Genomic DNA, 23,437 nt, shown 5'->3' on the forward strand with positions numbered 1-23,437 from the left:
ACCACACGGCCGAACCACACGGCGAACCACTCGACCCGACGACCAGGCCGGACCCAGCGGCCGAGCACTCGGCCGAAGCACGCACCCGAAACCACGCTCCCCACGCAGTCGGCCGGGCCCAACGGCGCGCCCGCCGGACCACGCGGCACTCCCCGACCTCCCCGACCTCTCCGACCTTCCCCACCGCCTCCAGTCAGCCCGGAGTGAACGACATGACAGACCAGCAGGTACGCATCGTCTCCCTCGGCGACATCGCGCCGAACCGCCGTCGCGGCGGAGACCTCCGCGCCCTTCTCACGCCCACCACCGCCGAGTCGACCAGTGGCTTCATGGGCGTGGCCATCGTGCAGCCCGGCGACCGCATCGCCGAGCACTACCACCCGTACTCCGAGGAGTTCGTGTACGTCACCGAGGGCGGGCTGGAGGTGGACCTGGACGGGGTGCCGCACTCCCTCGCCACCGGGCAGGGGCTGCTGATCCCGCAGGACATGCGCCACCGCTTCCGCAACGTCGGTGACGTAGAGGCGCGCCTCGTCTTCCACCTGGGGCCGCTGGCCCCGCGGCCGGAGCTCGGCCACGTCGACACCGAGGACGCGGCGGGCAACGCCCTCCCCCAGAGTGACCACGCGGGATGCGCCGGGCACGAGCGCCCCGCCACGGCGGCCGAGGCGGTGTCATGACCCGGCGACGGGTGGCCGTCACGGGCATAGGCGTCGTCGCCCCGGGCGGGATCGGCGTGCCCCAGTTCTGGGGCCTGCTGTCCGACGGCCGTACGGCGACGCGCCGCATATCCCTGTTCGACCCGGCCGGGCTGCGTTCGCAGATCGCCGCCGAGTGCGACTTCGAGCCGCTGGAGCACGGGCTGGACCTCGCCACGGTCCAGCGCAGTGACCGGTACGTGCAGTTCGCGCTCGTCGCCGCCGCCGAGGCGGTGCGGGACGCGAACCTCGACATGGCGCGCGAGGACCCCTGGCGGGCCGGCGCCACGCTCGGCACGGCGGTCGGCGGCACCACCCGGCTGGAGCACGACTACGTACTCGTCAGCGAGCGCGGCTCGCGGTGGGACGTGGACGACCGGCGGGCCGAGCCTCATCTGGAGCGGGCCTTCACCCCGGCGACGCTGTCGTCGGCCGTGGCCGAGGAGTTCGGCGTGCACGGGCCGGTGCAGACGGTGTCCACCGGGTGCACGTCCGGCCTGGACGCGGTGGGGTACGCCTACCACGCCGTCGCCGAGGGACGCGTCGACGTGTGCCTGGCGGGCGCGGCGGACTCGCCGATATCGCCGATCACCATGGCCTGCTTCGACGCGATCAAGGCGACCTCGCCGAACAACGACGACCCCGCGCACGCCTCCCGGCCCTTCGACGCCGACCGCAACGGCTTCGTCATGGGCGAGGGCGCCGCGGTGCTGGTCCTGGAGGACCTGGAGCACGCCCGGGCCCGTGGCGCGGACGTGTACTGCGAGATCTCCGGCTACGCCACGTTCGGCAACGCGTACCACATGACCGGGCTCACCAAGGAGGGCCTGGAGATGGCGCGGGCCATCGACACCGCGCTCGACATGGCGGAGCTGGACGGCTCCGCCATCGACTACGTGAACGCCCACGGCTCCGGCACCCAGCAGAACGACCGGCACGAGACCGCGGCCGTCAAACGCTCGCTGGGCGAGCACGCCTACGCGACGCCGATGAGCTCGATCAAGTCCATGGTCGGCCACTCGCTCGGTGCGATCGGCTCGATCGAGCTGGCCGCGTGCGTGCTGGCGATGGCCCACCAGGTGGTGCCGCCCACGGCCAACTACACGACCCCCGACCCCGAGTGCGACCTGGACTACGTGCCGCGCGAGGCACGGGAGCGGACGCTGCGGCACGTGCTGTCGGTGGGCAGCGGCTTCGGCGGATTCCAGTCCGCCGTCGTACTGAGCGGTTCCGAAGGAGGGCTGCGATGAGCGGACCACAACGGGCCAGGCGCCATCAACAGGACGGAAGCAGGCGTGCCGTCGTCACCGGACTGGGCGTGGTGTCCCCGCACGGGATCGGGGTCGAGGCGTTCTGGAAGGCGGCCGCGGACGGCGCCAGCAGCCTCGGGCCCGTCACCCGGGAGGGCTGCGAGGACATGCCCTTGCGGATCGCGGGCGAGGTGCGCGGCTTCGACGCGGCCGAGACGGTCGAGGGGCGTTACCTCGTCCAGACCGACCGGTTCACGCACTTCGCCCTGACCGCCACCGAACTGGCGCTGGACGACGCGCGTTTCGGCCGCGCCGACGTCGAGTCGCCGTTCTCCGTCGGCGTGGTCACCGCCGCGGGGTCGGGCGGCGGCGAGTTCGGGCAGCGGGAGCTGCAGAACCTGTGGGGCCAGGGGTCGCGGTACGTCGGCCCGTACCAGTCGATCGCCTGGTTCTACGCGGCCAGCACCGGCCAGATCTCCATCCGCAACGACTTCAAGGGCCCCTGCGGGGTCGTCGCCGCCGACGAGGCGGGCGGCCTGGACGCCCTGGCGCATGCCGCGCTGTCCGTACGGAACGGCACCGACACGGTGGTCTGCGGCGCGACGGAGGCGCCGCTCGCCCCGTACTCGATCGTCTGCCAGCTGGGCTACCCGGAGCTGAGCCGGGCCACCGAGGCCGACCGCGCCTACCGCCCGTTCACCGGCGCGGCCTGCGGGTTCGCGCCGGCCGAGGGCGGTGCAGTACTCGTGGTGGAGGAGGCGGCGGCGGCCCGGGACCGCGGGGCGGAGGTGCGGGCGACGGTGGCCGGGCACGCGGCGACCTTCACCGGTCCGTCCCGCTGGGCGGAGTCCCGTCAGGGGCTGGCCCACGCGATCGAGGGCGCGCTGGCCGAGGCGGGCTGCCGGCCCGAGGAGGTCGACGTGGTGTTCGCGGACGCCCTCGGTGTCCCGGAGGCCGACCGGGCCGAGGCCCTGGCCCTGGCCGACGCGCTCGGCCCGCACGCGCGGCGCGTGCCGGTGACCGCGCCCAAGACCGGCACCGGGCGGGCGTACTGCGCGGCGCCGGTGCTGGACGTGGCGACGGCGGTGCTGGCCATGGAGCACGGGCTGATCCCGCCCACGCCGCACGTGTTCGACGTGTGCCACGACCTGGACGTGGTGGCCGGCCGGGCCCGCCCCGCCGAGCCGCGCACGGCCCTGATCCTCGGCCGCGGGCTCATGGGCTCCAACTCGGCGCTCGTCCTGCGGCAGGGCGACGCCGCACCGTCCGCGGACCGATGACCGACCCGACCAACGCCGACCCCGACCGAGCGCCGCTTCCGGGCGAGCGCCGACCCGAGTCAAGGAGGACACCCATGACCGACCAACTGGACTACCAGGTGACCGTCGAGGAGCTGGCCGCGCTGATGAAGCGCACCGCCGGCGTGCACGTCGACCCGGTCGCCCTCCGGCAGCAGGCCGACGCCGGTTTCGACACGTTCGGCCTGGACTCCCTCGGCCTGCTGGGCATCGTGGCCGAGCTGGAGAAGCGCTACGGGCTGGGCCTGCCGGAGCAGGCCGAGCGCTGCAAGACGCCCGCGGATTTCCTCGCGCTGATCAACGGCGCCCTGAAGACGGGAGTGTGACATGGCAGGCCACACCGACAACGAGATCACCATCGCCGCGCCGATGGAGCTGGTCTGGGACATGACCAACGACGTCGACGACTGGCCCCGGCTGTTCAGCGAGTACGCCTCCGTGGACGTGCTCGACCGCGACGGCGACCGCGTCACGTTCCGGCTCACCATGCACCCGGACGCGGACGGCAAGGTGTGGAGCTGGGTCTCCGAGCGCGTCGCCGACCCGACGACCCGCACCGTCCGCGCCCACCGGGTCGAGACCGGCCCCTTCCAGTACATGAACATCGTCTGGGAGTACACCGAGACCGCCGACGGCACGCGGATGCGCTGGACGCAGGACTTCGCGATGAAGCCGGAGGCGCCCGTGGACGACGCCTGGATGACGGACAACATCAACCGCAACTCGCGTACGCAGATGGCCCTGATCCGGGACCGGATCGAGCAGGCCGCGGGCGAGCGGCGGACCGCCTCGGTGCTCGCCGACTGAGACCGCGGACCGAACGGCACCGCGGACCGAACGGCACCGCGGACCGAACGGCAACGCCGGACCGAACGACACCGACGGAGGGCATCTCCCCATGCACCACACCCTGATCGTCGCCCGGATGGCACCGGGCGCGGCGCCGGACATCGCGAAGGTGTTCGCCGAGTCCGACAGCGGCGAGCTGCCGCACCTGGTGGGCGTCAACCGGCGCAGTCTCTTCGAGTTCGGTGACGGCGTGTACCTGCACCTCATCGAGAGCGACGAGGACCCGGCCCCCACCATCGGCAGGCTGACCGGGCATCCGGAGTTCCGCCAGGTCAGCGAGCGGCTCGAACCGTACGTCTCGGCGTACGACCCGGCGACCTGGCGCGGTCCGAAGGACGCGATGGCGCGCTGCTTCTACCGCTGGGAGCGGACCGCCGCCGGCTGACGGCGCGTCGTCCCGCACACCGCGTCGTCCCGCACACCGCGTCGGGGTCGCCCCGCCTCCCTCGGGCGACCCCGACGCACGTGTGTGCGCCTACGACGGGCCCGTGGCTCGCGGACAGCCCAGGACGCCGAAGGGTTGTACACCAGAACCGAACACCTGCGTGAGAAGCCCCACGTGGCGTCCTGTGACGTTTCCGCACGTCCTTCCGCTTTGATCTTGGGGGCACAAAAGCACACAGGAACCCACTGTGCGCGCCCCGCCGACCAGCAGAGAGGACGCACGCCGTGGGCCGATCCACAGCCCGCCGGTCCAGCCGAAGAGCCGTGCCGGACGGTGCCGGGCGCAGGTCCCGCGCCCGGAGACGGAAACGCCGGGGTCCCGCCCGCGTCGTCCTGGTCGGCCTGACGTTCGGGTCCGTACTGCTCGCGGCGGGCGCCGCCGTCGCCTACTGGCGGGACACCCGGCCCCCGGTGACGGACGACCAGGTGGCCGATGTCGCCGACGCCCTGGACGCCGCCGAGCGCACGGCCGGCCCCGGTGCCGCCGGCGGGACGCCGTCCGGGTCGCCGAGCCCTTCCGCGTCGCCGTCGGCGAAGGCCTCGCCCTCGTCCTCGCCGTCCCCCTCCACCATCGCCATTCCCGCGACCGGCCCCGGCACCTTCGTCACCGCCGAGGCCGACGGCTCGACCGTGGGCACCGGCAGCCGCGTACGCCGGTACAAGGTCCTGGTCGAGGAGGGCATCGACATCCGGCCGAGCGCCGCCGCGGCCGAGATATCCGACGTGCTCGCCGACCGCCGCGGCTGGACCACGGACGGGACCAACTCCTTCCGGCTGGTCAGCTCGGGGTCGTACGACTTCGTGGTGAAGATCGCCACGCCGGGCACCGTCGACGAGATCTGCGGCGCCTACGGTCTGCGCACCCGGGGCGAGGTGAACTGCGCGGTCGGCACGGACGTCGTGGTGAACCTGAAGCGCTGGGTCCTGGGCTCCCCCGAGTTCGACGGCCCGATCGGCGACTACCGGGCACTGATCGTCAACCACGAGGTCGGCCACCGCATCGGCCACGGCCACGAGACCTGCCCCGGCCCCGGGCTGCCGGCCCCGGCGATGATGCAGCAGATCAAGGGCCTCAAGGGGTGCGTCGCCAACGCCTGGCCCTACGACCGCGACGGCGAGTACCTGGGCGGGCCCTCGGTCTCCTGAGCACTCGGTCGAGGTTTCTTGGGCGCTCGGTCGGGCGCCCGGCGGGGGCGTTCGGCGGACGGTTCGCGGGACAGCGCGTGGGGCGAGGGGTGATGATCGGTCCATGACCACCACTCCGCGTTTCGACCCCCGCGCCCTGCTGGCGGAGAGCCGGCTCGGCGTGCTCGCGACGATCAAGTCGGACGGCCGCCCGCAGCTCTCCCCCGTCATGCCCGCCTACGACCCGGAGGCCGGCGTCATCCGCGTCTCGACCCGCGAGGGACTGGCCAAGACGGCGAACCTGCGCCGGGACCCGCGGGCCACTCTTGAGGTGACCGCCCCGGACGGCAGGTCCTGGGCCACCGCCGAGGGCGTCGCGACCCTCACCGGGCCGGGCATCGACCCGCACGGACCGGAGGTGGAGGCGCTGGTGGAGTACTACCGCGCCGCCGCCGGAGAGCACCCGGACTGGGACGAGTACCGGATGACGATGGTGTCCGACCGCCGGGTGCTGCTCACGATGACGGTGGAGCGCGTGTACGGGGCCGACATCGGCTGAACGGGCGCGGTGGGGCGGGCCGCAAGATTTGTGCCCCCGCGGTGATAGATCCGCCCGCCGTTTCCGTACCTCCTGGCGAACGAGTACGAGTCGAGACGTCGAGTCAGTCGAGTGCGAGTCGCTCGCGTCGCCCCTGGAGGCATCATGCGCCTGTCCCGCAGCAGGATCGGAGTCGTCGTCCTGTTCGGTGCGATGACCCTGACCCTCACCGCGCTGGCCTTCCCGGCCATGCTCGGTCTGGACAAGGCCGACGGCAACCAGGACCGGGTCATCGCCAGCACCAGGTTCGGGCCGCTCACCGAGGCCGACCGTGACTTCGTGGTCAAGGTCCGGGCCGCCGGGCTGTGGGAGTACCCGCTGGGCGAGATCGTGATGGAGCGCGGTACGTCGAAGGCGATGAAGACGGCCGGCGAGCACCTGGTCGTCGGCCACGCCGGTCTGGACGCGATGTGCCGCGAGATCTCCCCGGAGCTGGGCATCACGCTGCCCAACCGGGCCTCCCCGCAACAGGAGGACTTCGTGGCGACGGTGGACGCCAAGAGCGGCAAGGAGTTCGACTCGTCGGCGGTCAACATCATGCGGGTGACCCACGGTCAGATCTTCCCGGCGATCGCCAAGATCCGGGCCACCACGAAGAACACGCTGGTGCGTCAGCTGGCCGACCTGGCCAACGACACCGTCCTGGACCACATCACGGTGCTGGAGAAGACCGGGCTCGTCGAGTACGACCAGGTCACCTTCCAGCAGACCGGACCGGCGAAGCTGCCCAGGGAGAAGGTCACCCCGCCCCCGCCGCAGCCGGGCGAGCGGGTGCTGGTGCTCAAGCCGCGGCCCGACCTGAACGTGAACACGGCCTCCCCGACGCCCACCCCGTCACCGGCGGCCCCGTGAGCGCCGAACGCGTCAGGCGTCCCGGGCGGCGGTGACGTCCGCGGCCCAGCCGAGCGGATGCGGCTGAGGGTCGTCCGGTGCCGGGTCGAGGGGTTCGCCGCCCGCCTCGCTGAAGGCGGTGAGCGCCTCGACCAGCGCCGCCCGCTGGCCCGGCGCGAGCCGTTCGACGATCGCGGCGACCTCGGAGCGGCGCCGGGCGCTGACGTTCGCGACGGTGCGTCGGCCCTCGTCGGTGAGCCGGAGAAGGGTTTCGCGCCGGTTGTCGGGGTTGGTCTGCCGGTCGGCGAGCCCGGCCGAGATCAGCCGGTCGACCATGCGCATCGCCGTCGACGGGGCGACCTGGAGGTGGTCGGCGAGCGCGACGAGCTTGGTCGCGCCTCTGGTGGAGAGCACCATCAGCATCCGGAACTGGGGCAGCGTCACCCTTTCCTCCACCTCGGCGAGCGACCGTGCGGAGACGGCCACCAGCAGTCGCGACGCGGCCAGCACGGCCCTGGTGACCGCGTCGACATCGTCCAGGCCCCCGACGGGCATCTCACGCTCCGGCATGTGTCCTTTCTACCGTGCCGAAGTCCCTGCTCACTCACCTGATCAGAAGGCGGAAGGCCCGGCCGCCGTCCCGGCCGCCCGGCGACCGGGCCGGCGCGAAAGGAGCAGTGGCCACTGCCCGTCCACCTTTTCCCTGTGCAAAGGTGGAGGCGGAGTCCCGAATCAGGAGGGCGGGAATGGCACGCACGGACCCGACACCCCACCGGCCCCGGCCGCCCGCCGGTCTGCGGCGCACCGCCGCCCGGCTGCCGATCCTCCTCTTCCGCGGGGGGCTCGGTCCCCTTTTCGGCAAGCGGCTGCTTCTGCTGCACCACACCGGCCGGATCAGCGGCCGTGACCGCCGGGTCGTGCTCGAAGTGGTCTCCTACGACTCCGCCGAGCCCGGTGAGTCCACTTGGACCATCGCCTCCGGCTTCGGCCCGGAGGCGGACTGGTACCGGAACCTCCGTCAGCAGCCCAAGACGGTCATCCAGTTCGGCAACCGCCACCACGCCGTCACCGCCCACTTCCTGCCCGCCGAGGAGGGCGCCGGGATCATGGCGGAGTACGCCCGGCGGCACCCGGGAACGGCTCGGCGCCTTTGTGCGTTCATGGGATTGGCGGTGGACGGCGGCGAGGAGTCGTTCCGTGCGGCCGGACGGGCCATCCCGTTCGTGCGGCTCGTCGCGGCCGACGGAGTCCGCCGGGCCCCGGGATCGGTGGCGGGCGGAAGAGGGCGGCAGGACCGGCCGCCGTACGGGCCGACGAAGAGAGGAAGAGCGGGATCATGACCGCTTCCGGGCCGGGCAGCGGCGCGACGCCGGAACAGCCGGATCAGCCGGATCAGCCGGACCAGCCGGACCAGCCCGGCGGTACGCCGTCCGTGCCGGAGTACGTCTGGCGGCAGTTCCTGGAGGACGACGAGCGCGCCATCCGCGCCTGTGCCCTCAGGGAACCCGCCGCGCGGGACCGGACACCCGGTTGGCGCCCCCGGCCCCCGGACGGCGCGGACAGGCACACGCACACGGACGCACCCGCTGCCCGTCCGTCCGGCGTGGTCGGCGAGCTGTGGCACCCGGAGGATCCATGGACCGGCCCGGCCTGGCGTGCGCTGGACGGCCGTGCCCGGGTCCGGCGGGTCGGCCGGGTGATCGGCACGGCCGCCGCGGTCGCCCTCGCCCTGACGGCGTGGTCGCAGCTGTCCACCGGCCCCGGCACCCCGGGCGGCGGACCGGCCGAAACGATCGGGCAGCACCTGGAGGAGAGCCCCGTCCTGGAGAGCCCCGTCCTGCCCACCGCCGCCTCTCTCGCACCGACTGCCTCGGGCGACGCGAGCCCCGCGGTCTTCGAACCCGCCCCGTCCGCCGTTCCCCGGGCGTCCTCCTCCTGGGCCGTCAACTGACTGAAGGGCACACCGAGCGGCACTGTCCTCCACTCGTGCCGGGCGGCGTCAGGCGCTGCGCTTGCGCGGCGGCGTCTTCTTGGCGGTGCTCTTGGCGGGCGCGCTCTTGCCTGCCGGCTTCTTGGCGGTGCTCTTGGCCGCCGTCTTCTTCGCGGACCCCGCGGACTTCGCCGTCGACTTCGCCGTCGACTTCGCCGTCGACTTCCCGGCGGCGGAGGCCGTCGACTTCTTCGCCTCCGTCTTCTTCGCCGCCGTCTTCTTCGCGGCGGTCTTCTTCGCGGCCGTCGAGGTCGACGCCTTGCCGCCGGTCTCCTTGGGGGTCCGGCGGGACGACGTCCCGCGCTGCGGCAGGGTCCTGACGTCGGCCTCCTCGGCCGGCCCGGCGCCTTCCCCGCCCCGGGACTCCCGCGCCGCCCGCACGCTGCTCTCCAGCGCGGCCATCAGGTCCAGCACCTTCCCGGGCGCTGCCTCCTCGCGGGTCTCCGGGGGCGTCTCGCCGGCGGCCTTGGCGGCGATGACCTGCTCCAGCGCCTCGCGGTACTCGTCGTGCAGGTCGTCCAGGTCGATCTCGCCGAGGGTGTCCATCAGGGCGTCCGCGAGGTCCAGCTCCTGGTCGCGGACGGTGACACCGGCGTCCGGGGCGACGCCCTCGGGGGCACGCACCTCGTCCGGCCACAGCAGGCCGTGCATCGCGATGGCGTCGCCGACGACCCGGAGCATGCCGAGGCGCTCACGGCCGCGCAGGGCGAACTTGGCGATGGCGACCCGGTTGCTGCGCCCCAGCGCCTCGCGCAGCAGCGTGTACGGCTTGGCGGCGGGCGCGCCGCTCGCCGCGAGGTAGTACGCGGAGCCCATCTGGAGCGGGTCGATGCGCTCCTCGGGTACGAAGGCCACGATCTCGATCGTCCGTGCGGTCGGGATCGGCAGGTGGGACAGGTCCTCGTCGGTGATCGGGATCATCGAGCCGTCGGCGTCCTCGTAGGCCTTGCCGATCTCGTCCTGGCCGACCTCGCGGTCCTCCAGCTCGCAGACCTTGCGATAGCGGATGCGGCCGCCGTCCTCCGTGTGGATCTGGCGGAAGGAGACCGCGTGGCTCTCGGTCGCGTTCACCAGCTTGATGGGGATGCTGACCAGGCCGAAGGAGATGGCGCCGTTCCAGATGGATCGCACGTGCAGCACCCTTCCTGTCGGTCGACTGCCGAATGACCGCCGGGATGGCCGCCGGGATGACCGTCGGGCGGTTTGTCGCTTTTTCGTGAGATTCTCATGGTATGGCGCCTATCACAGAGGTGGAGGGGCGACGGGTCGCCCTCAGCAACCTGGACAAGGTGCTGTATCCCGCGACCGGCCTCACCAAGGGCGAGCTGCTGCACTACTACGCGACGACCGCCGAGGTGCTGCTGCCGCACCTGCGGGACCGGCCGGTGTCCTTCCTGCGGTATCCGGACGGTCCGGACGGCCAGGTGTTCTTCACCAAGAACGTGCCGCCGGGTACGCCCGACTGGGTCACCACGGCCGAGGTGCCCCGGTCGGAGGGGCCGGCGCGGATGGTGCTGGTGCAGGACCTGGCGTCCCTGATGTGGGCGGCGAACCTGGTGACCGAGTTCCACACGCACCAGTGGACGGCGGACGACCCCGACGAGGCCGACCGGTTGGTGTTCGACCTCGACCCCGGGTCGCCCGCGACCGTCGTGCACTGCTGCGAGGTCGCGCTGTGGCTGCGGGAGCGGCTGGCGGCGGACGGGATCGAGGCGTACGCCAAGACGTCCGGGGCGAAGGGGCTGCATCTGCTGGCGGGGGTGCGGGGGTCGTCGTCGGATCGGGTGTCGGAGTACGCGAAGACGCTGGCGATGGAGGCGGAGCGGGCTCTGCCGCGGCTGGTGGTGCACCGGATGACGCGCAGCCTGCGGCCGGGGAAGGTGTTCGTCGACTGGAGCCAGAACGCGGCCCGCAAGACCACGGCCACTCCGTACACGATGCGGGCGCGGTCCGTGCCGGCGGTCTCCACTCCGGTGACGTGGGACGAGGTGGCCGGGTGCCGGCGGGCGGAGCAGTTCGTCTTCCGGGCGCAGGACGTCGGTCCGCGGGTGCGGGACCACGGCGACCTGCTGGCGCCGCTGTTCGAGCGGCGGCGGGCGGCGGACCTGCCCTGATCCGAACGACAGCCCCTAGACGCGCGTCCAGGTGGCGCGGTCCCGGGCCATGGCGTGCAGGGCTTCCACGTCCGCCGGTTTCAGCATCCCGCCCAGGCGGGCCAGGTCCGGCAGCTCCGCGTCCGTGAGCACGCGGACCGAGCGGGGCGGGGCGGTGACGGTCACGTTCGCCGGGTCGACGAGGACGAGGACGGGGTGCACCTCGGCCGTCAGGGCGTAGGAGGCCCGGTCGGCGTCGGCGCGGACCCGGCGCAGCAGGGGGAACGGCTCGCGGCGGCCCAGCGCGACCAGGGGGTCGGTGATGTGGACCCGCTGCCTGCGGGCGGGCCGCACGTGGAGGGCGAAGAGACCGCCGGGGCCGATCACCAGGTGGTGGACGCGGTCGCCGCCGGGCAGCGGGACGGAGTGCAGGGTGTGCCAGCCGGCGCCGTCGAGGCGGTCGAGGGCCGCCCCCGCCGACTGCTCGGCCGCCAGCGCCCGGCGACGCGGGTCGGGCCGCAGCCGGTGCGCCGGGCCGGGGTCGCGTTCCAGGTCGACCAGGAGCGCCTCGCCGGGCCGGTTGGGGGCGAGGTCGTCGTCCGGGTGGAGGGAGAGCCGGGCCAGCTCGGCGGGGGTCGGGACCGGGGGCGGGCCGACCGTGACCGGGCCGGTGAGGAAGGGACCCAGCGCTTCGAGGACCTCGTCCTCGCGGTCGTCGCTCAGCAGGTTGACCCGGGCCGCCTCACGGTCGTACCAGGCGACGTTCCCGCCGTCCGGGAGGCAGACGTACAGCCGTTCCTGACCGTGCCGCCAGGTCGGTATGACGCGCAGTCCGTTCATGCACCATCACCCCACGACCATGGGAACAGGCGGGGTGCTGCGGGGGCAAGAACCCGGTTACCTTTGGGAGGAGTTGGGCAGGCCCTCGGGTGGGATGGGGAGGCACCGTTGCGTACCCGTGGGAAGGGATCGGACGTCCCGGCTCCGGGCAGGCCGTGGGACGAGATCGTGCCGGGCCTGTGGATGGGCGGGCACGAGTTCCAGGGGCCGGTCGGCAGGCGGGAGTCCGTCGTCGTCCGGGACGAGTTCGATCTGGTGCAGACGCTGCTGCGGCTGCCCGGGCACGGGCCGGACGAAGGTGTCGAGCACCATGTGTGGCCGATCCCCGACGGCCCCCTCGACGGGACGCAGCTCGCGGGGGTGATCCGGCTGGCGGAGGCCGCGGGTGAGGCGCTGGACGAGGGCCGCAAGGTCCTGGTCCGCTGTTACCACGGGTACAACCGCTCCGGTCTCGTCGTCGCCCACACGCTGATGCGCCGGGGCGGCACCGCCGAGGATGCGGTCCGGCTGATCCGGTCCCGGCGCTCGCCGTGGGCGCTGCACAACGACCTGTTCGTGGAGTACCTGCGGGCCGGCCTGGTCACCGCGCGGCTGCTGGAGGAGCTCGCCGAGTAGCCCGGCACGCCTGCGCACGCACAAAATGGACTTCCGTCCGAATAAGGTGTATCGGATCACCGATGCCGATCACCTGATTCGCCTGCTGACCGAAACCCAGGAGTGCAGTGCTCCCGAGCCGCCGCGGACACCCCGTCCGCGTCCCCGCCGCCGTCGCGCTGCTCCTGGCGACAGCGGCGGCCGGGGCGCTGACCGCCTGCGGTGACTCGGGCGGACTGCGCAGCGCGGGCGCGACGCCTGCCGCCCAGAGCCCGGCCCGGCTCTGGCCCGACCTGACGCCGGCGTCGAGTCCGGCCTACGACATCGGCGAGGTGGACAACGAGGTCGTCAAGGGCGTCGCCGTGCCCGGCGGCGACATCCGCGAGGCCAACCCGGTGGCCGCCGTACGGGCCGAGATCACCGCGCACCCGGACGACTACGAGGGCGACGAGGCGCCGTACCGCGAGACGGCCCGCCGGATGGCGGACTGCGACTCGGGCGGCTCGGACGGCACGGACGGTGAGCGCGGCCGGTGCCCGGTGCTCAGGCCGTACTACCGCGACCTGACCGGCGACGGGCGCCCCGAGATGACCCTGGGCTTCCGGCTGCTGCCCGAGAAGCTGACCGCCGTCCGCGTCTACACGGTCGAGAAGGACCGGCTCGTGCGGGTCATGTCCTACGACGACGCGGTGAGCGCGGTCGAGCTGGCCGGGCGGACGGTGATCGTCCGGTCGCCCTCGGAGGTCGCGGGGTACGAGTACCGGCTCCAGTGGACGTGGGACCCCGACCAGCGGGCCATGCTCCTCACGAGCGACGAGATGCTGCGCACGGACGACGGCGGCAAGCACACGAAGCGTCCGTCCGCCTCCCCGTCCACGTCGCCCTCCGCCTCCCCGTCGCCGCCTGGGCCCCCGTCGGCGTCCCGGTCCGCGTCCCCGTCGGCGAGCGCCCGGTGAGACTCGCCCTCCCCCGGTGGACCGGCCCGCTCGCGGTGAAGGCCGCCGTCTTCATCACCGTGATGTGCTGTGCGCTCGCCGCGCTGCTCGGCGTCCTGGTACACGTCTCGGTCACCAACCAGACCGTGGGGCAGGCCCGCGACGTCGCCCTGTCCCGGCTGGGGGAGGCGACGGAGGCCTACGAGGCCGGGGACCCGCTGCGGCGGGGCGCCGGCGTCGATCCGCCGGGGCTGCCGGAGCGGCTGCGGGAACTGGCCGCCTCGGGCCGACGCGGCACCATGGTCGCCGAGCACGACGGGCGCCCCACGATGTGGGCGGCGGGCCCCGCCGACGGCGGCCGGGCGCTCGCGGTGCGGGTCGACCACACCCAGGGACAGCGCACCATCGACGGCCTGGACGGCGCGATCGTGTGGTCGTCGGCGCTGGCGATCGGGGCGACGCTGCTGGTGGGCGCGTTCGCGGTGACGCGGGTGACGCGGCGGCTGCACACGACGGCGCGGGTGGCCCGGCGGATCAGCGCCGGCGACCTCGACGCGCGGGTCGGCGATCCCCGTGCGCAGGATCCGACGCGCCCGCAGGACGAGGTGGCCTCGGTGGCCGCCGCGCTGGACTCCATGGCGTCGTCGCTGCAGGGCAAGCTGCTCGCGGAGCAGCGGTTCACCGCGGACGTGGCGCACGAGCTGCGCACCCCGCTCACCGGCCTGCACGCGGCGGCGGAGCTGCTGCCGCCGGGCCGCCCGACCGAGCTGGTGCGGGACCGGGTGGCCGCCCTGCGGACGCTCACCGAGGACCTGCTGGAGATCTCCCGGCTGGAGAGCGGGCGGGAGCGGCTGGAGGTGGACCCGGAGGCGCTGGGCGCGCTGGCCGGGCGGGTCGTCCGGGGCTCCGGCACCGACACGCGCGTCGACCTCGTACGCGACACGCGGGTGGAGACCGACCGGCGGCGACTGGCGCGGGTGCTCGGCAACCTGGTCGCGAACGCGCACCGGCACGGGCGGGCGCCGGTGGTGCTGACCGTCGACGGGCCGGTGATCACCGTACGGGACCACGGGGACGGCTATCCGGAGTACCTCCTCGCCCACGGACCGCAGCGGTTCCGCACCGAGGGCGGGACGAAGGGCCACGGCCTCGGGCTGACGATCGCCCTGGGGCAGGCGGAGGTGCTCGGCGCACGGCTGGAGTTCACCAACCCGCCGGACGGCGGGGCGCTGGCGACCCTGACCCTGCCTCAGCAGCCCTGACGGGCCCCGGAGGGCCGGCCGGTTCTCCGATGGCTCAGTGCGGCGGGCGGTCCGTACCGGGCGCTCCTAATGTGGCGGTTAGTCACCTGAAGACCCGTTCGCTCCCGGGAGGAACTCCCATGTCCCTGCTGTCCGCACGCTCCCCGCGATCACCACTCCTGCGCGGCCTCGCCACCGCCGTCGCCGCCGGCGCGCTCGCCACCGCCGTCGCCGTCACGCCCGCCGTCGCGAACGACGAATGGGGCGGCGGCGGGGACTCCGGTTCCGGCATCGCCACCGCCAACCCCTCCGGAGGCAACGGCGGCGGGAACGGCGGCGACGCGTGGGGCGGCGGGAACGACGGCCGCCAGGAGCAGGGCAGCTACCGGGGCGTCGTCACCACCGACCGGCTCCCCCTGCGCACCTCGCCGACGCGCGGCGGAGAGGTCATCCGGTACGCCCGCCGGGGCGAGACCGTCCGCATCTACTGCAAGACCCCCGGCGACAAGGTGAAGGGCAACCCCCTCTGGTACCTCCTCACGGACGGCACCTGGGCCTGGGGCCCGGCCCGCTACATCGACAACATCGGCCCCGCGCCGCGCTGGTGCTGATGCGGACGACTCACACACCACACCATTTAGGTAAGTTCCGGACATGACCAAGGCCGGAACCGGAACCGGAATCACCGTGGCACAGGCGGACGCGCCCGCTCCCGTCACCCGTCTTCCCCGGCGCCGTGGCATCGAACTCACGCTGATCCTCATGGCCGTCCTGCTGTCGGTGTTCGGCTACTGCAACGTCGGCCTCGCCCAGCACGGCACCCTCCCGCCCGGCGCCGCCGGTTACGGCGCCGGGCTCGGCGTGCTCGCGCTCCTCGCCCACCTGGCGGTACGGCTGCGCGCGCCCTGGGCCGACCCGCTCCTGCTGCCCATCGGGGTGCTGCTCAACGGCCTCGGCCTGGTGCTGATCTACCGGCTCGACCTGGAGACGCCGGGCGACCGGGCGGCCCCCACCCAGCTGGTGTGGTCGACGCTGGGCGTCGGGCTGTTCATCGTGGTCGTCCTGCTCCTGCGCGACCACCGCGTGCTCCAGCGCTACGCGTACGTCTGCGTCGCCGCCGCGCTCGTCCTGCTCACCGTGCCGATCTTCTTCCCGGCCGTGAACGGCGCCCGCATCTGGATCCGGATCGAGGGCTTCTCCATCCAGCCCGGCGAGTTCGCCAAGGTGCTGCTCGCGGTGTTCTTCGCCGCCTACCTGGCCGCCAACCGCAGCGCGCTGGCGTACGCGGGCCGCCGCGTGTGGCGGCTCCAGCTGCCCACCGGTCGCGTCCTCGGCCCGATCGTGGCGGTGTGGCTGGTCAGCGTCGGCGTCCTGGTCCTGGAGCGCGACCTCGGCACCTCGCTGCTGTTCTTCGGCCTGTTCGTGGTCCTTCTCTACGTCGCCACCGGCCGCACCGGCTGGATCGCCGTCGGCCTGCTGCTGGCCTCGCTGGGCGCGGTCGCCGTGGGCTGGCTGGAGCCGCACGTGCACAGCAGGGTGGAGGACTGGCTGCACCCCTTCGCGTCGATCGAGGCGGGCCGGGGGCCCAACCAGCTGGCCCAGTCGCTGTTCGCCTTCGCGGCGGGCGGGGTGACCGGCACGGGCCTCGGGCTCGGCCACTCCATCCTGATCGGGTTCGCCGTCAAGTCCGACTTCATCCTGGCGACCGCGGGCGAGGAGCTGGGTCTCCTCGGCCTGACCGCGATCTTCCTGCTGTACGCGCTGCTGGTGGAGCGCGGCTACCGGGCGGGCCTCGCCGCACGCGACCCCTTCGGCCGGCTGCTCGCGGTCGGCCTCTCCTCGATCGTGGCGCTCCAGGTGTTCGTCATCGCGGGCGGGGTGACCGGGCTGATTCCGCTGACCGGCATGGCGATGCCCTTCCTGGCCCAGGGCGGCTCCTCGGTCGTCACCAACTGGGCCATCGTCGCGCTGCTGATCCGGGTCAGCCACGCGGCCCGCAGCCAGGCCGGCCAGGCCGGTCCGGCCGACGGGCGGGTGGCGCCGTGAGAGCCGAGCAGCTCCGGTGACCCGGCACATCCGGCACGCCGCCGCCTTCTGCGCCCTGCTGCTGGTCGCCCTGTTGGTGAACGCGGCCCGGGTGCAGATCGTCCAGGCCCCGGAGTACGACGACAACCCGGCCAACCGCCGCCCGGACATCGCCCGCTACCAGCAGCCGCGCGGCGACATCCTGGTCGGCGGCGAGCCGGTCACCGGCTCCCGGGACACCGGCGAACATCTGCGTTTCGAACGGACGTACCAAGAGGGCCCGTTGTACGCGCCGATCACCGGCTTCGCCTCGCAGGCGTACGGGACGACCCTGCTGGAGCACGCCGAGGACGGCCTCCTCTCCGGCGCCGACCCGATGCTCGCGCCGCTCCCCCTCTGGAACGACGTCACCGGGGCCCACAACCCGGGCGGCGACGTCGTGACGACGATCGACGGGGCCGCGCAGCGGGCGGCGTTCGAGGGGCTGGGCCGGCGCAAGGGGGCGGTGGCGGCGATCGAACCGTCGACCGGGCGGATCCTGGCGCTGGTCTCCACGCCGTCGTACGACCCGCAGCTGCTCTCCGGGAACAGCACGGCCGCCACCCGGACCTGGGACCGGCTGAACGGCGACCCGGACAAGCCGATGCTGAACCGGGCCGTGCGCCGGACCTACCCGCCGGGTTCCACCTTCAAGGTGCTCACCGCGGCGGCGGCACTGGACGCGGGCGTGATCCGGGACCTCGACGCGCCGACCCGCTCTCCCGACCCGTACACGCTCCCCGGGACGCGTACCCGGCTGACGAACGAGGCCGACGGCTGCCGGGACGCCTCGCTGCGGGAGGCGTTCGAGTGGTCCTGCAACACGGTGTTCGCCAAGCTCGGCGTGGACGTGGGCGTGCGGGGCATGGCGGCCACGGCGGAGGCCTTCGGCTTCAACGACGACGGGCTGCGCATCCCCTTCGCCGTCTCGCGGAGCACCTTCGACACCTCGGTGGACCGGGCGCAGCTGGGGCTGTCGTCGATCGGGCAGTACAACACGCGGGCGACCCCGCTGCAGATGGCGATGGTGGCGGCGGCGGTGGCCAACGGCGGCCAGGTGCGCTCGCCGTACCTGGTGGAACGGACGATGCGAGCGGGCGGCAGCCTGGTGGCGACCGCCGGTTCGCGGCCCACCCGGGAGGCGATGCGTCCCTCGACGGCGGCGCGGCTCAGGGAGCTGATGACCGGCGTGGTGGAGAAGGGCACCGGCGCGAACGCCGCGATCCGCGGCGCCACCGTCGGCGGCAAGACCGGCACGGCCCAGCACGGCGTCGGCAACTCGGGCACGCCGTACGCGTGGTTCGTCTCCTGGGCGCAGGGCGACGACGACCTGGAGCCGAAGGTCGCGGTCGCGGTGGTGGTGGAGGGCTCGACGGCGGACCGCGAGGACATCAGCGGGGGCGGGCTGGCGGCGCCGATCGCGCGGGCGGTGATGGAGGCGGTGCTCAAATCCTGAGACGGGGGTGACTTCGTGGACGCGCTCGACCCGGTGAACGCGACCGCCGACGCGGCCGAGGGCTTCGTGTGGCGGCTGCAGAGCGAGTCGGGTAACGCGACGGACGTGCCGTTCTTCGGCGACGACTGGCTGATCGTCAACCTGACGGTGTGGCGGGACGCGAACGCCCTGACGGCGTTCATGTACCAGGGACAGCACCGGGAGATGCTGGCGCGGCGCAGGGAGTGGTTCGAGCGGCTCGCGGAGGCGGTCACCACCCTGTGGTGGGTCCCGGCGGGGCACCGGCCGACGGTCGCGGAGGCGGAGTCACGGCTGCTGCACCTGCGGACGCACGGGCCGACGCCGTACGCGTTCACGCTGCGGACGTCGTTCCCGGCGGGGTCGTCGGTGCCCGTGACGGGCGCGATGCCGGAAGGGCTGGGCTGCTCGGTCCAGGGACCTGAGCGCCTCCCACTTCTTTACTCGCGGTCAACAAGTCGCGCGCAGGGGATTGACGAGCTTACTGACACGCAGTCTCATAAGACTCAGCGAATGAGAGTAACCGCGGGTAACCCGAACCGTACGACGAGGTGGGACAGCCATGACGACCCTGACGGAAGCCGACGCGCTCGAGGGCCTGCGCGACGCGCTCGGCCTGCTCAAGGACCGGGAGCAGGTGGCCGAACGGCTGCTCGACTCTTCCGCCAAGCACTCCTTCGACCCGGACAAGGAGCTGGACTGGGACGCGCCCTTCGAGGACGGCAAGTGGTACTGGCCGCCGGAGCTGGTGTCGCTGTACGACACCCCGCTGTGGAAGCGGATGAGCGAGGAGCAGCGCATCGCGCTCTCCCAGCACGAGGCCGCGGCACTCGCCTCGCTCGGCATCTGGTTCGAGCTGATCCTCATGCAGCTGCTGGTGCGGCACATCTACGACAAGGCGGCGACGAGCGCGCACGTGCGCTACGCGCTGACCGAGATCGAGGACGAGTGCCGGCACTCGAAGATGTTCGCCCGGCTGATATCCCGCGGTGAGACGCCGTGGTACCCGGTGAGCCCGGTCCACCAGCACCTGGGGCGCCTGTTCAAGACGATCTCCACCACGCCCGGCTCCTTCACCGCCACGCTGCTCGGCGAGGAGGTCCTGGACTGGATGCAGCGGCTGACCTTCCCCGACGAGCGGGTCCAGCCGCTGATCCGGGGGGTCACGCGCATCCACGTCGTGGAGGAGGCCCGCCATGTGCGCTACGCCCGTGAGGAGCTGCGCCGCCAGATGGTGACGGCCCCGAAGTGGTCGCAGGAGTTCACCCGGATCACCTCCGGCGAGTTCGCCCGCGTCTTCTCCATCGCCTTCATCAACCCCGAGGTGTACACGAACGTCGGCCTGGACAGGCGCGAGGCACTGGCCCAGGTGAAGGCCAGCGGCCACCGCAAGGAGATCATGCAGACCGGCGCGAAGCGCCTCACCGACTTCCTGGACGACATCGGCGTACTGCGCGGGGTCGGACGGAAGCTGTGGAGGTCGTCGGGGCTGCTGGCGTAGTCGGGCCGGTCCGGACCGCTCCGGTCCGCTCGCGTGGGAGGTCCCGGGGGTGTGCGGGTTACGCTGCGGTTCATGACCCCGCAGGCCCCCACCCCCGCCTACCGCCGGCTCAGTGTCGAGGAGCGCCGCGTCCAGTTGCTCGACGCGGCGCTCGCCCTCTTCGCGCACCGGCCGCCGGAGGAGGTCTCCCTGGACGACGTGGCGGAGCAGGCCGGGGTCTCGCGGCCGCTGGTGTACCGGTACTTCCCCGGCGGCAAGCAACAGCTGTACGAGGCCGCGCTCAGGTCGGCCGCCGACGAGCTGCGGATGTGCTTCGACGAGCCCCGCGAGGGCCCGCTGCTGGCCCGGCTCTCCCGCGCCCTGGACCGCTATCTCACCTTCGTCGACCAGCACGACACCGGCTTCAGCGCTCTGCTGCGCGGCGGCAGCGTGGCGGAGACCTCCCGGACCTCCTCCATCGTGGACGGCGTGCGCCGGGCCGCCGCCGACCACATCATGAGCCACCTGGACGTCGCCGAGCCCGGCCCGCGGCTGCGGATGACCGTCCGGATGTGGATCACCGCGGTGGAGGCGGCCTCGCTGATCTGGCTGGACGAGGGCAAGCAGCCGCCCGTCGACGAGCTGCGGGACTGGCTCGTGGAGCAGTTCCTCGCCGTGCTGACCGTCACCGCCCGCCGCGACCCGCAGACCGCGACGCTGGTCGAGGCGCTGGCGGCGGACATCTGACACCGGTGCGCGGATCACTGACACTGGTGCCGTGAAGAGCGAAGAGACCCCCTTCGAGGGCGGCCCGATGGACGGGCGGGTGCTGCCCGTGCTGGTCGGCATGACCGGGCACCCGCCGAAGACGTACCGCATCCCCGTACCGGGCCCGGACGGCGGCCCGCCCACCGTGCTCGTGTACCGGAGGGTGCCCCGGGACGCCCGGGGCGGGCTGCGGTTCGCCCGCTGGAAGTACGTGTACGCCCCCGAGGGGGAGAACGGCGCGGGCGGGAAGGGCTCCGGCCGACGGTGGCCCTGGTCCAAACCGGACGCCGAACCGGACGCCAAGCCGGACGCCGCCGATCCAGACGCCACGCCGGGTGGCAAGCCGGACGACGCCCACGGGTGACCCCGTTGCGCCGAACCGCGCACACTCGGCGCGCGAGCCCCGGAAACACGTCACATGCTCACCGTGCGGAGCGGACCCACCGCCTCGCGACGGAGGTGATGGCGTGTCAGGAAGGCTTCTGCGTCTGGTGTGTACGGCGGCGGTGGCGGCCGGGATCGTCCTGTCGCCGGTACCCGCCGCGGCCGAACCCGAGCCCGGCGCCGGCGGCGAGCGGTCCGTGGCCGAGCTGCTGACGGACCTTCAGAGGCTGTACCGGGAGGCGGAGAAGGCCACCGAGACCTACAACGGCACCGAGGAACGGCTGAAGGAGCAGCGTGCCGAGGTGAAGCGGCTGGACGCCGAGCTGGCCCGGACCCGGCTGTCCCTGCACGACAGCCGCGGCGCGGCCGGACGGCTGGCCCGGCAGCAGTACCGCAACAGCGGCGATCTCTCCCCCTATCTGCGGCTGCTGCTGGCCCGCGACCCGCGGCACGCCCTCGACCAGGGGCACGTGATCGGGCAGCTGGCCCGGGAACGGGCCGACACGGTGGGCCGCCTGACCGGCGTCGAGAAGAGGGCCGACGAGCTGGCGGGGCGGGCGCGCGAGGCCCTGGACGAGCAGGTCGCCCTCGCGAAGCGGCAGGAGAAGGAGCGGAACGACGTCCGCGACCGGCTGCACGCCGTCGAGGAACTCCTCGCCTCGCTCACCCCCGAGGAGCTGGCCGCGCTGGCGGAGTTCGAGACGAGCGGGATCGCCGAGGAACAGGAGCGGTTCATGGCGTCCGGCGCGCTCGGCGACGACGCCAAGCCCTCCGCCGAGGGCGACCGGGCGGTGCGCTTCGCGGTGGAGCAGCTCGGGAAGCCGTACGAGTGGGGCGCGGAGGGCCCCGCGTCGTACGACTGCTCGGGCCTGACCTCGGTGGCCTGGAACCGGGCCGGGACGCCGATCCCGCGGACCAGCCAGGAGCAGTGGGCGCGGCTGGACCACGTCCCGCTGGGCGAGCTGCGCCCCGGTGACCTGGTCGTGTACTTCCCCGAGGCCACCCATGTGGCGATGTACCTCGGCGACGGAATGGTCGTCCAGGCACCGCGCCCCGGCGCCGAGGTCAAGGTGTCGCCGATCGCGGCCAACCCGGTCCTGGGCGCCGTACGGCCCGACCCAGGCGGGGAGCCGCTGCGGCGGTACACGCCGCCGAGGCTCCCCGAGGGGGCGACGGACGGGTCCGACGCGGGGTACGCGGACGCCTACGCGCCGGCCGCGCCCGAGACCTCCATCAGGTAGCCCTCGGTCTTCGCCGGGTCGTAGAAGAAGTTCTCGAAGTCGGCCGGGTCGTTGAAGCCGTTGGCGAAGCGGTCGGCGACCGGCTGGAGCTGGCCGGCGGCGCCGATCAGGGCCAGGATGTGCTCCGGCGGCGGGGCGAGCATGGCGTTGGTCCACTTGGTGACGTGCTGGGCCGTCTCCCAGTAGCGGTCGAAGGTCTGCCGCATCCAGGCCTCGTCGAACTCCTTCTCCCCCTGCTCCAGGATGGAGGCGAGGTAGGAGACGGCGCACTTGGAGGCGGAGTTGGAGCCCTGGCCGGTGATCGGGTCGTTGGCGACGACCACGTCCGCCACGCCGAGGACCAGGCCGCCGCCGGGCAGGCGGCCGATGGGGTTGCGGACGGTGGGGGCGTAGCGGCCGGCGAGCGTGCCGCCGGCGTCGGTCAGTTCGACCTTGGTGGCCCGCGCGTACTCCCAGGGGAGGAATTTCTCCATGAGTTCCAGGGTCAGGGAGAGGTGCTCCGCCGGGTCCTTGACGTCCTTGAAGGCGTCCAGCGGGCCGCCGGGTATGCCCTCCCAGAACAGGATGTCGGCGCGGCCCGAGGTGGTGAACGTCGGCATGACGAACAGCTCGCCGACGCCCGGGACCAGGTTGCAGCGGACGGCCTCGGTCTCCGGGTGCTCCGGGCGCGGGCCCATCCCGTGGACGTAGGCGACGGCGAGGGCGCGCTGCGGCTCGGCGTACGGGGAGCGGGAGGCGTCGCGGCCGAACATCTGGACCAGCTCGCCCTTGCCCGCCGAGACGAGGACGAGGTCGTAGGCGCGGGCGAAGTAGTCCAGGTCGCCGACGGCCGCGCCGTGGATGACCAGCTGGCCGCCGCGCTGGGCGAAGGTCTCCATCCAGCCGGCCATCTTCACCCGCTGGTCGACCGACTGCGCGATGCCGTCGAGGCGCCCCAGCCAGTCGATCGCGCGCTGCGAGGGGCCCGGGTCGAAGGAGCCGGGGGCCGCCACCGAGACGCCGAGTCCCTCGATCTTCGGGGCCTGGGACTCCCAGAAGTTCAGCTGGAGATCGCGCTCGTGCTGGAGTGCCGTGTGGAACATGCACTGCGTCGACATCACCCGGCCGGTGCGGATCTCGTCCGCGGTCCGGTTGGACATCAGGGTGACCTCGTAGCCGTGCGACTGGAGGCCGAGGGCGAGCTGGAGACCGGACTGGCCGGCTCCGACGACGAGTATCTTCCGCATGCGGGGGACGCTCC

The 23,437-nt window shown here is 73.1% G+C and carries 26 protein-coding genes and 1 pseudogene; 23 read left to right on the forward strand and 4 right to left on the reverse strand.

The window, feature by feature from the left end; all coding sequences use genetic code 11:
• The first annotated feature begins 212 nt into the window (after nucleotides 1-212).
• From ACFCZF_RS14270 to ACFCZF_RS14310, 9 genes are all read left to right on the forward strand, one after another.
• The gene (locus ACFCZF_RS14270) at nucleotides 213-680 is read left to right on the forward strand and encodes a cupin domain-containing protein (protein ID WP_376671900.1); all 468 of its coding nucleotides are present in this window, start codon (nucleotides 213-215) and stop codon (nucleotides 678-680) included.
• Nucleotides 677-1,948 carry a beta-ketoacyl-[acyl-carrier-protein] synthase family protein gene (locus tag ACFCZF_RS14275; RefSeq protein WP_376671901.1) on the forward strand — a complete coding sequence of 424 codons (1,272 nt, stop codon included), beginning with the start codon at nucleotides 677-679 and terminating at the stop codon, nucleotides 1,946-1,948. The genes ACFCZF_RS14270 and ACFCZF_RS14275 overlap by 4 nt, the downstream gene beginning before the upstream one ends.
• Nucleotides 1,945-3,228: a ketosynthase chain-length factor gene (locus tag ACFCZF_RS14280; RefSeq protein ID WP_375910716.1), complete on the forward strand. Its 1,284-nt coding sequence runs from the start codon at nucleotides 1,945-1,947 to the stop codon at nucleotides 3,226-3,228. Before ACFCZF_RS14275 ends, ACFCZF_RS14280 begins: the two co-directional genes overlap by 4 nt.
• A gap of 74 nt (nucleotides 3,229-3,302) precedes the next feature.
• The gene (locus ACFCZF_RS14285; RefSeq protein ID WP_376671902.1) at nucleotides 3,303-3,572 is read left to right on the forward strand and encodes an acyl carrier protein; all 270 of its coding nucleotides are present in this window, start codon (nucleotides 3,303-3,305) and stop codon (nucleotides 3,570-3,572) included.
• Nucleotide 3,573: 1 nt separating this feature from the next.
• A complete protein-coding gene (locus tag ACFCZF_RS14290; RefSeq protein WP_375910719.1) occupies nucleotides 3,574-4,053 on the forward strand; it encodes an SRPBCC family protein in 480 nt (159 codons plus the stop codon).
• A 91-nt stretch (nucleotides 4,054-4,144) separates the two neighbouring features.
• Nucleotides 4,145-4,480 (forward strand): TcmI family type II polyketide cyclase, encoded by a 336-nt coding sequence (locus ACFCZF_RS14295; RefSeq protein ID WP_055417864.1) that lies wholly within the window; start codon nucleotides 4,145-4,147, stop codon nucleotides 4,478-4,480.
• A gap of 284 nt (nucleotides 4,481-4,764) precedes the next feature.
• Nucleotides 4,765-5,685, forward strand: a complete 921-nt coding sequence (locus ACFCZF_RS14300; protein ID WP_375910722.1) for a DUF3152 domain-containing protein — start codon at nucleotides 4,765-4,767, stop codon at nucleotides 5,683-5,685.
• Between the two features lie 103 nt (nucleotides 5,686-5,788).
• Nucleotides 5,789-6,223: a PPOX class F420-dependent oxidoreductase gene (locus tag ACFCZF_RS14305; protein ID WP_376671903.1), complete on the forward strand. Its 435-nt coding sequence runs from the start codon at nucleotides 5,789-5,791 to the stop codon at nucleotides 6,221-6,223.
• A 144-nt stretch (nucleotides 6,224-6,367) separates the two neighbouring features.
• Nucleotides 6,368-7,114 (forward strand): DUF4142 domain-containing protein, encoded by a 747-nt coding sequence (locus ACFCZF_RS14310; RefSeq protein ID WP_375910728.1) that lies wholly within the window; start codon nucleotides 6,368-6,370, stop codon nucleotides 7,112-7,114.
• 12 nt (nucleotides 7,115-7,126) lie between these two features.
• On the opposite strand, the gene ACFCZF_RS14315 is transcribed toward ACFCZF_RS14310, so the two are convergent.
• Nucleotides 7,127-7,663, reverse strand: coding sequence for a MarR family winged helix-turn-helix transcriptional regulator (locus ACFCZF_RS14315; protein WP_375910731.1), 537 nt, complete (start codon nucleotides 7,661-7,663; stop codon nucleotides 7,127-7,129).
• Between the two features lie 176 nt (nucleotides 7,664-7,839).
• Between ACFCZF_RS14315 and ACFCZF_RS14320 the strand changes: the two genes are divergently transcribed.
• On the forward strand, nucleotides 7,840-8,433 hold the full coding sequence (locus ACFCZF_RS14320) for a nitroreductase family deazaflavin-dependent oxidoreductase (RefSeq protein WP_376671904.1): 594 nt from the start codon (nucleotides 7,840-7,842) through the stop codon (nucleotides 8,431-8,433).
• Entirely contained in the window at nucleotides 8,430-9,044 is a 615-nt protein-coding gene (locus tag ACFCZF_RS14325; protein ID WP_376671905.1) for a hypothetical protein, read from the forward strand. The genes ACFCZF_RS14320 and ACFCZF_RS14325 overlap by 4 nt, the downstream gene beginning before the upstream one ends.
• 48 nt (nucleotides 9,045-9,092) lie before the next feature.
• On the opposite strand, the gene ACFCZF_RS14330 is transcribed toward ACFCZF_RS14325, so the two are convergent.
• Nucleotides 9,093-10,214, reverse strand: a complete 1,122-nt coding sequence (locus ACFCZF_RS14330) for a Ku protein (RefSeq protein WP_376671906.1) — start codon at nucleotides 10,212-10,214, stop codon at nucleotides 9,093-9,095.
• Between the two features lie 101 nt (nucleotides 10,215-10,315).
• On the opposite strand from ACFCZF_RS14330, the gene ligD reads away from it, so the two are divergent.
• On the forward strand, nucleotides 10,316-11,197 hold the full coding sequence (gene ligD / locus ACFCZF_RS14335; protein ID WP_376671907.1) for a non-homologous end-joining DNA ligase: 882 nt from the start codon (nucleotides 10,316-10,318) through the stop codon (nucleotides 11,195-11,197).
• Between the two features lie 15 nt (nucleotides 11,198-11,212).
• Here the strand turns inward: ligD and ACFCZF_RS14340 are convergent, their stop codons facing one another.
• Complete coding sequence (locus ACFCZF_RS14340; protein ID WP_376671908.1) at nucleotides 11,213-12,016, reverse strand: nuclease-related domain-containing protein; 804 nt, start codon at nucleotides 12,014-12,016, stop codon at nucleotides 11,213-11,215.
• 108 nt (nucleotides 12,017-12,124) lie between these two features.
• On the opposite strand from ACFCZF_RS14340, the gene ACFCZF_RS14345 reads away from it, so the two are divergent.
• The 11 genes and pseudogenes from ACFCZF_RS14345 (at nucleotide 12,125) to ACFCZF_RS14395 (ending at nucleotide 22,197) form a co-directional block, all read left to right on the forward strand.
• Entirely contained in the window at nucleotides 12,125-12,631 is a 507-nt protein-coding gene (locus ACFCZF_RS14345) for a dual specificity protein phosphatase family protein (RefSeq protein ID WP_376671909.1), read from the forward strand.
• 107 nt (nucleotides 12,632-12,738) lie between these two features.
• A complete protein-coding gene (locus ACFCZF_RS14350; protein ID WP_376671910.1) occupies nucleotides 12,739-13,566 on the forward strand; it encodes a hypothetical protein in 828 nt (275 codons plus the stop codon).
• Entirely contained in the window at nucleotides 13,563-14,807 is a 1,245-nt protein-coding gene (locus ACFCZF_RS14355) for an ATP-binding protein (protein ID WP_376671911.1), read from the forward strand. Before ACFCZF_RS14350 ends, ACFCZF_RS14355 begins: the two co-directional genes overlap by 4 nt.
• Nucleotides 14,808-14,926: 119 nt before the next feature.
• Nucleotides 14,927-15,397 carry an SH3 domain-containing protein gene (locus ACFCZF_RS14360; RefSeq protein WP_376671912.1) on the forward strand — a complete coding sequence of 157 codons (471 nt, stop codon included), beginning with the start codon at nucleotides 14,927-14,929 and terminating at the stop codon, nucleotides 15,395-15,397.
• A 43-nt stretch (nucleotides 15,398-15,440) separates the two neighbouring features.
• Nucleotides 15,441-16,832 (forward strand): FtsW/RodA/SpoVE family cell cycle protein, encoded by a 1,392-nt coding sequence (locus tag ACFCZF_RS14365; protein ID WP_376671913.1) that lies wholly within the window; start codon nucleotides 15,441-15,443, stop codon nucleotides 16,830-16,832.
• A 16-nt stretch (nucleotides 16,833-16,848) separates the two neighbouring features.
• Nucleotides 16,849-18,306, forward strand: coding sequence for a penicillin-binding transpeptidase domain-containing protein (locus tag ACFCZF_RS14370; protein ID WP_376671914.1), 1,458 nt, complete (start codon nucleotides 16,849-16,851; stop codon nucleotides 18,304-18,306).
• A 15-nt stretch (nucleotides 18,307-18,321) separates the two neighbouring features.
• Nucleotides 18,322-18,738, forward strand: a pseudogene (locus ACFCZF_RS14375) (DUF3291 domain-containing protein); the annotation flags it as partial.
• A 148-nt stretch (nucleotides 18,739-18,886) separates the two neighbouring features.
• Nucleotides 18,887-19,825 (forward strand): diiron oxygenase, encoded by a 939-nt coding sequence (locus ACFCZF_RS14380; RefSeq protein ID WP_376671915.1) that lies wholly within the window; start codon nucleotides 18,887-18,889, stop codon nucleotides 19,823-19,825.
• A 72-nt stretch (nucleotides 19,826-19,897) separates the two neighbouring features.
• Nucleotides 19,898-20,551: a TetR/AcrR family transcriptional regulator gene (locus ACFCZF_RS14385; protein ID WP_376671916.1), complete on the forward strand. Its 654-nt coding sequence runs from the start codon at nucleotides 19,898-19,900 to the stop codon at nucleotides 20,549-20,551.
• 31 nt (nucleotides 20,552-20,582) lie between these two features.
• On the forward strand, nucleotides 20,583-20,936 hold the full coding sequence (locus tag ACFCZF_RS14390) for a hypothetical protein (protein WP_376671917.1): 354 nt from the start codon (nucleotides 20,583-20,585) through the stop codon (nucleotides 20,934-20,936).
• A gap of 103 nt (nucleotides 20,937-21,039) precedes the next feature.
• On the forward strand, nucleotides 21,040-22,197 hold the full coding sequence (locus ACFCZF_RS14395; RefSeq protein ID WP_376671918.1) for an NlpC/P60 family protein: 1,158 nt from the start codon (nucleotides 21,040-21,042) through the stop codon (nucleotides 22,195-22,197).
• Here ACFCZF_RS14395 and ACFCZF_RS14400 read toward each other — a convergent pair.
• Nucleotides 22,161-23,423, reverse strand: a complete 1,263-nt coding sequence (locus ACFCZF_RS14400) for a styrene monooxygenase/indole monooxygenase family protein (RefSeq protein WP_376671919.1) — start codon at nucleotides 23,421-23,423, stop codon at nucleotides 22,161-22,163. The two genes, ACFCZF_RS14395 and ACFCZF_RS14400, sit on opposite strands and share 37 nt — an antisense overlap.
• Nucleotides 23,424-23,437: the final 14 nt, after the last annotated feature.

Source organism: Streptomyces sp. NPDC056296 (genome assembly GCF_042268605.1).
In the GTDB taxonomy this organism is placed as follows: Bacteria; Actinomycetota; Actinomycetes; order Streptomycetales; family Streptomycetaceae; genus Streptomyces.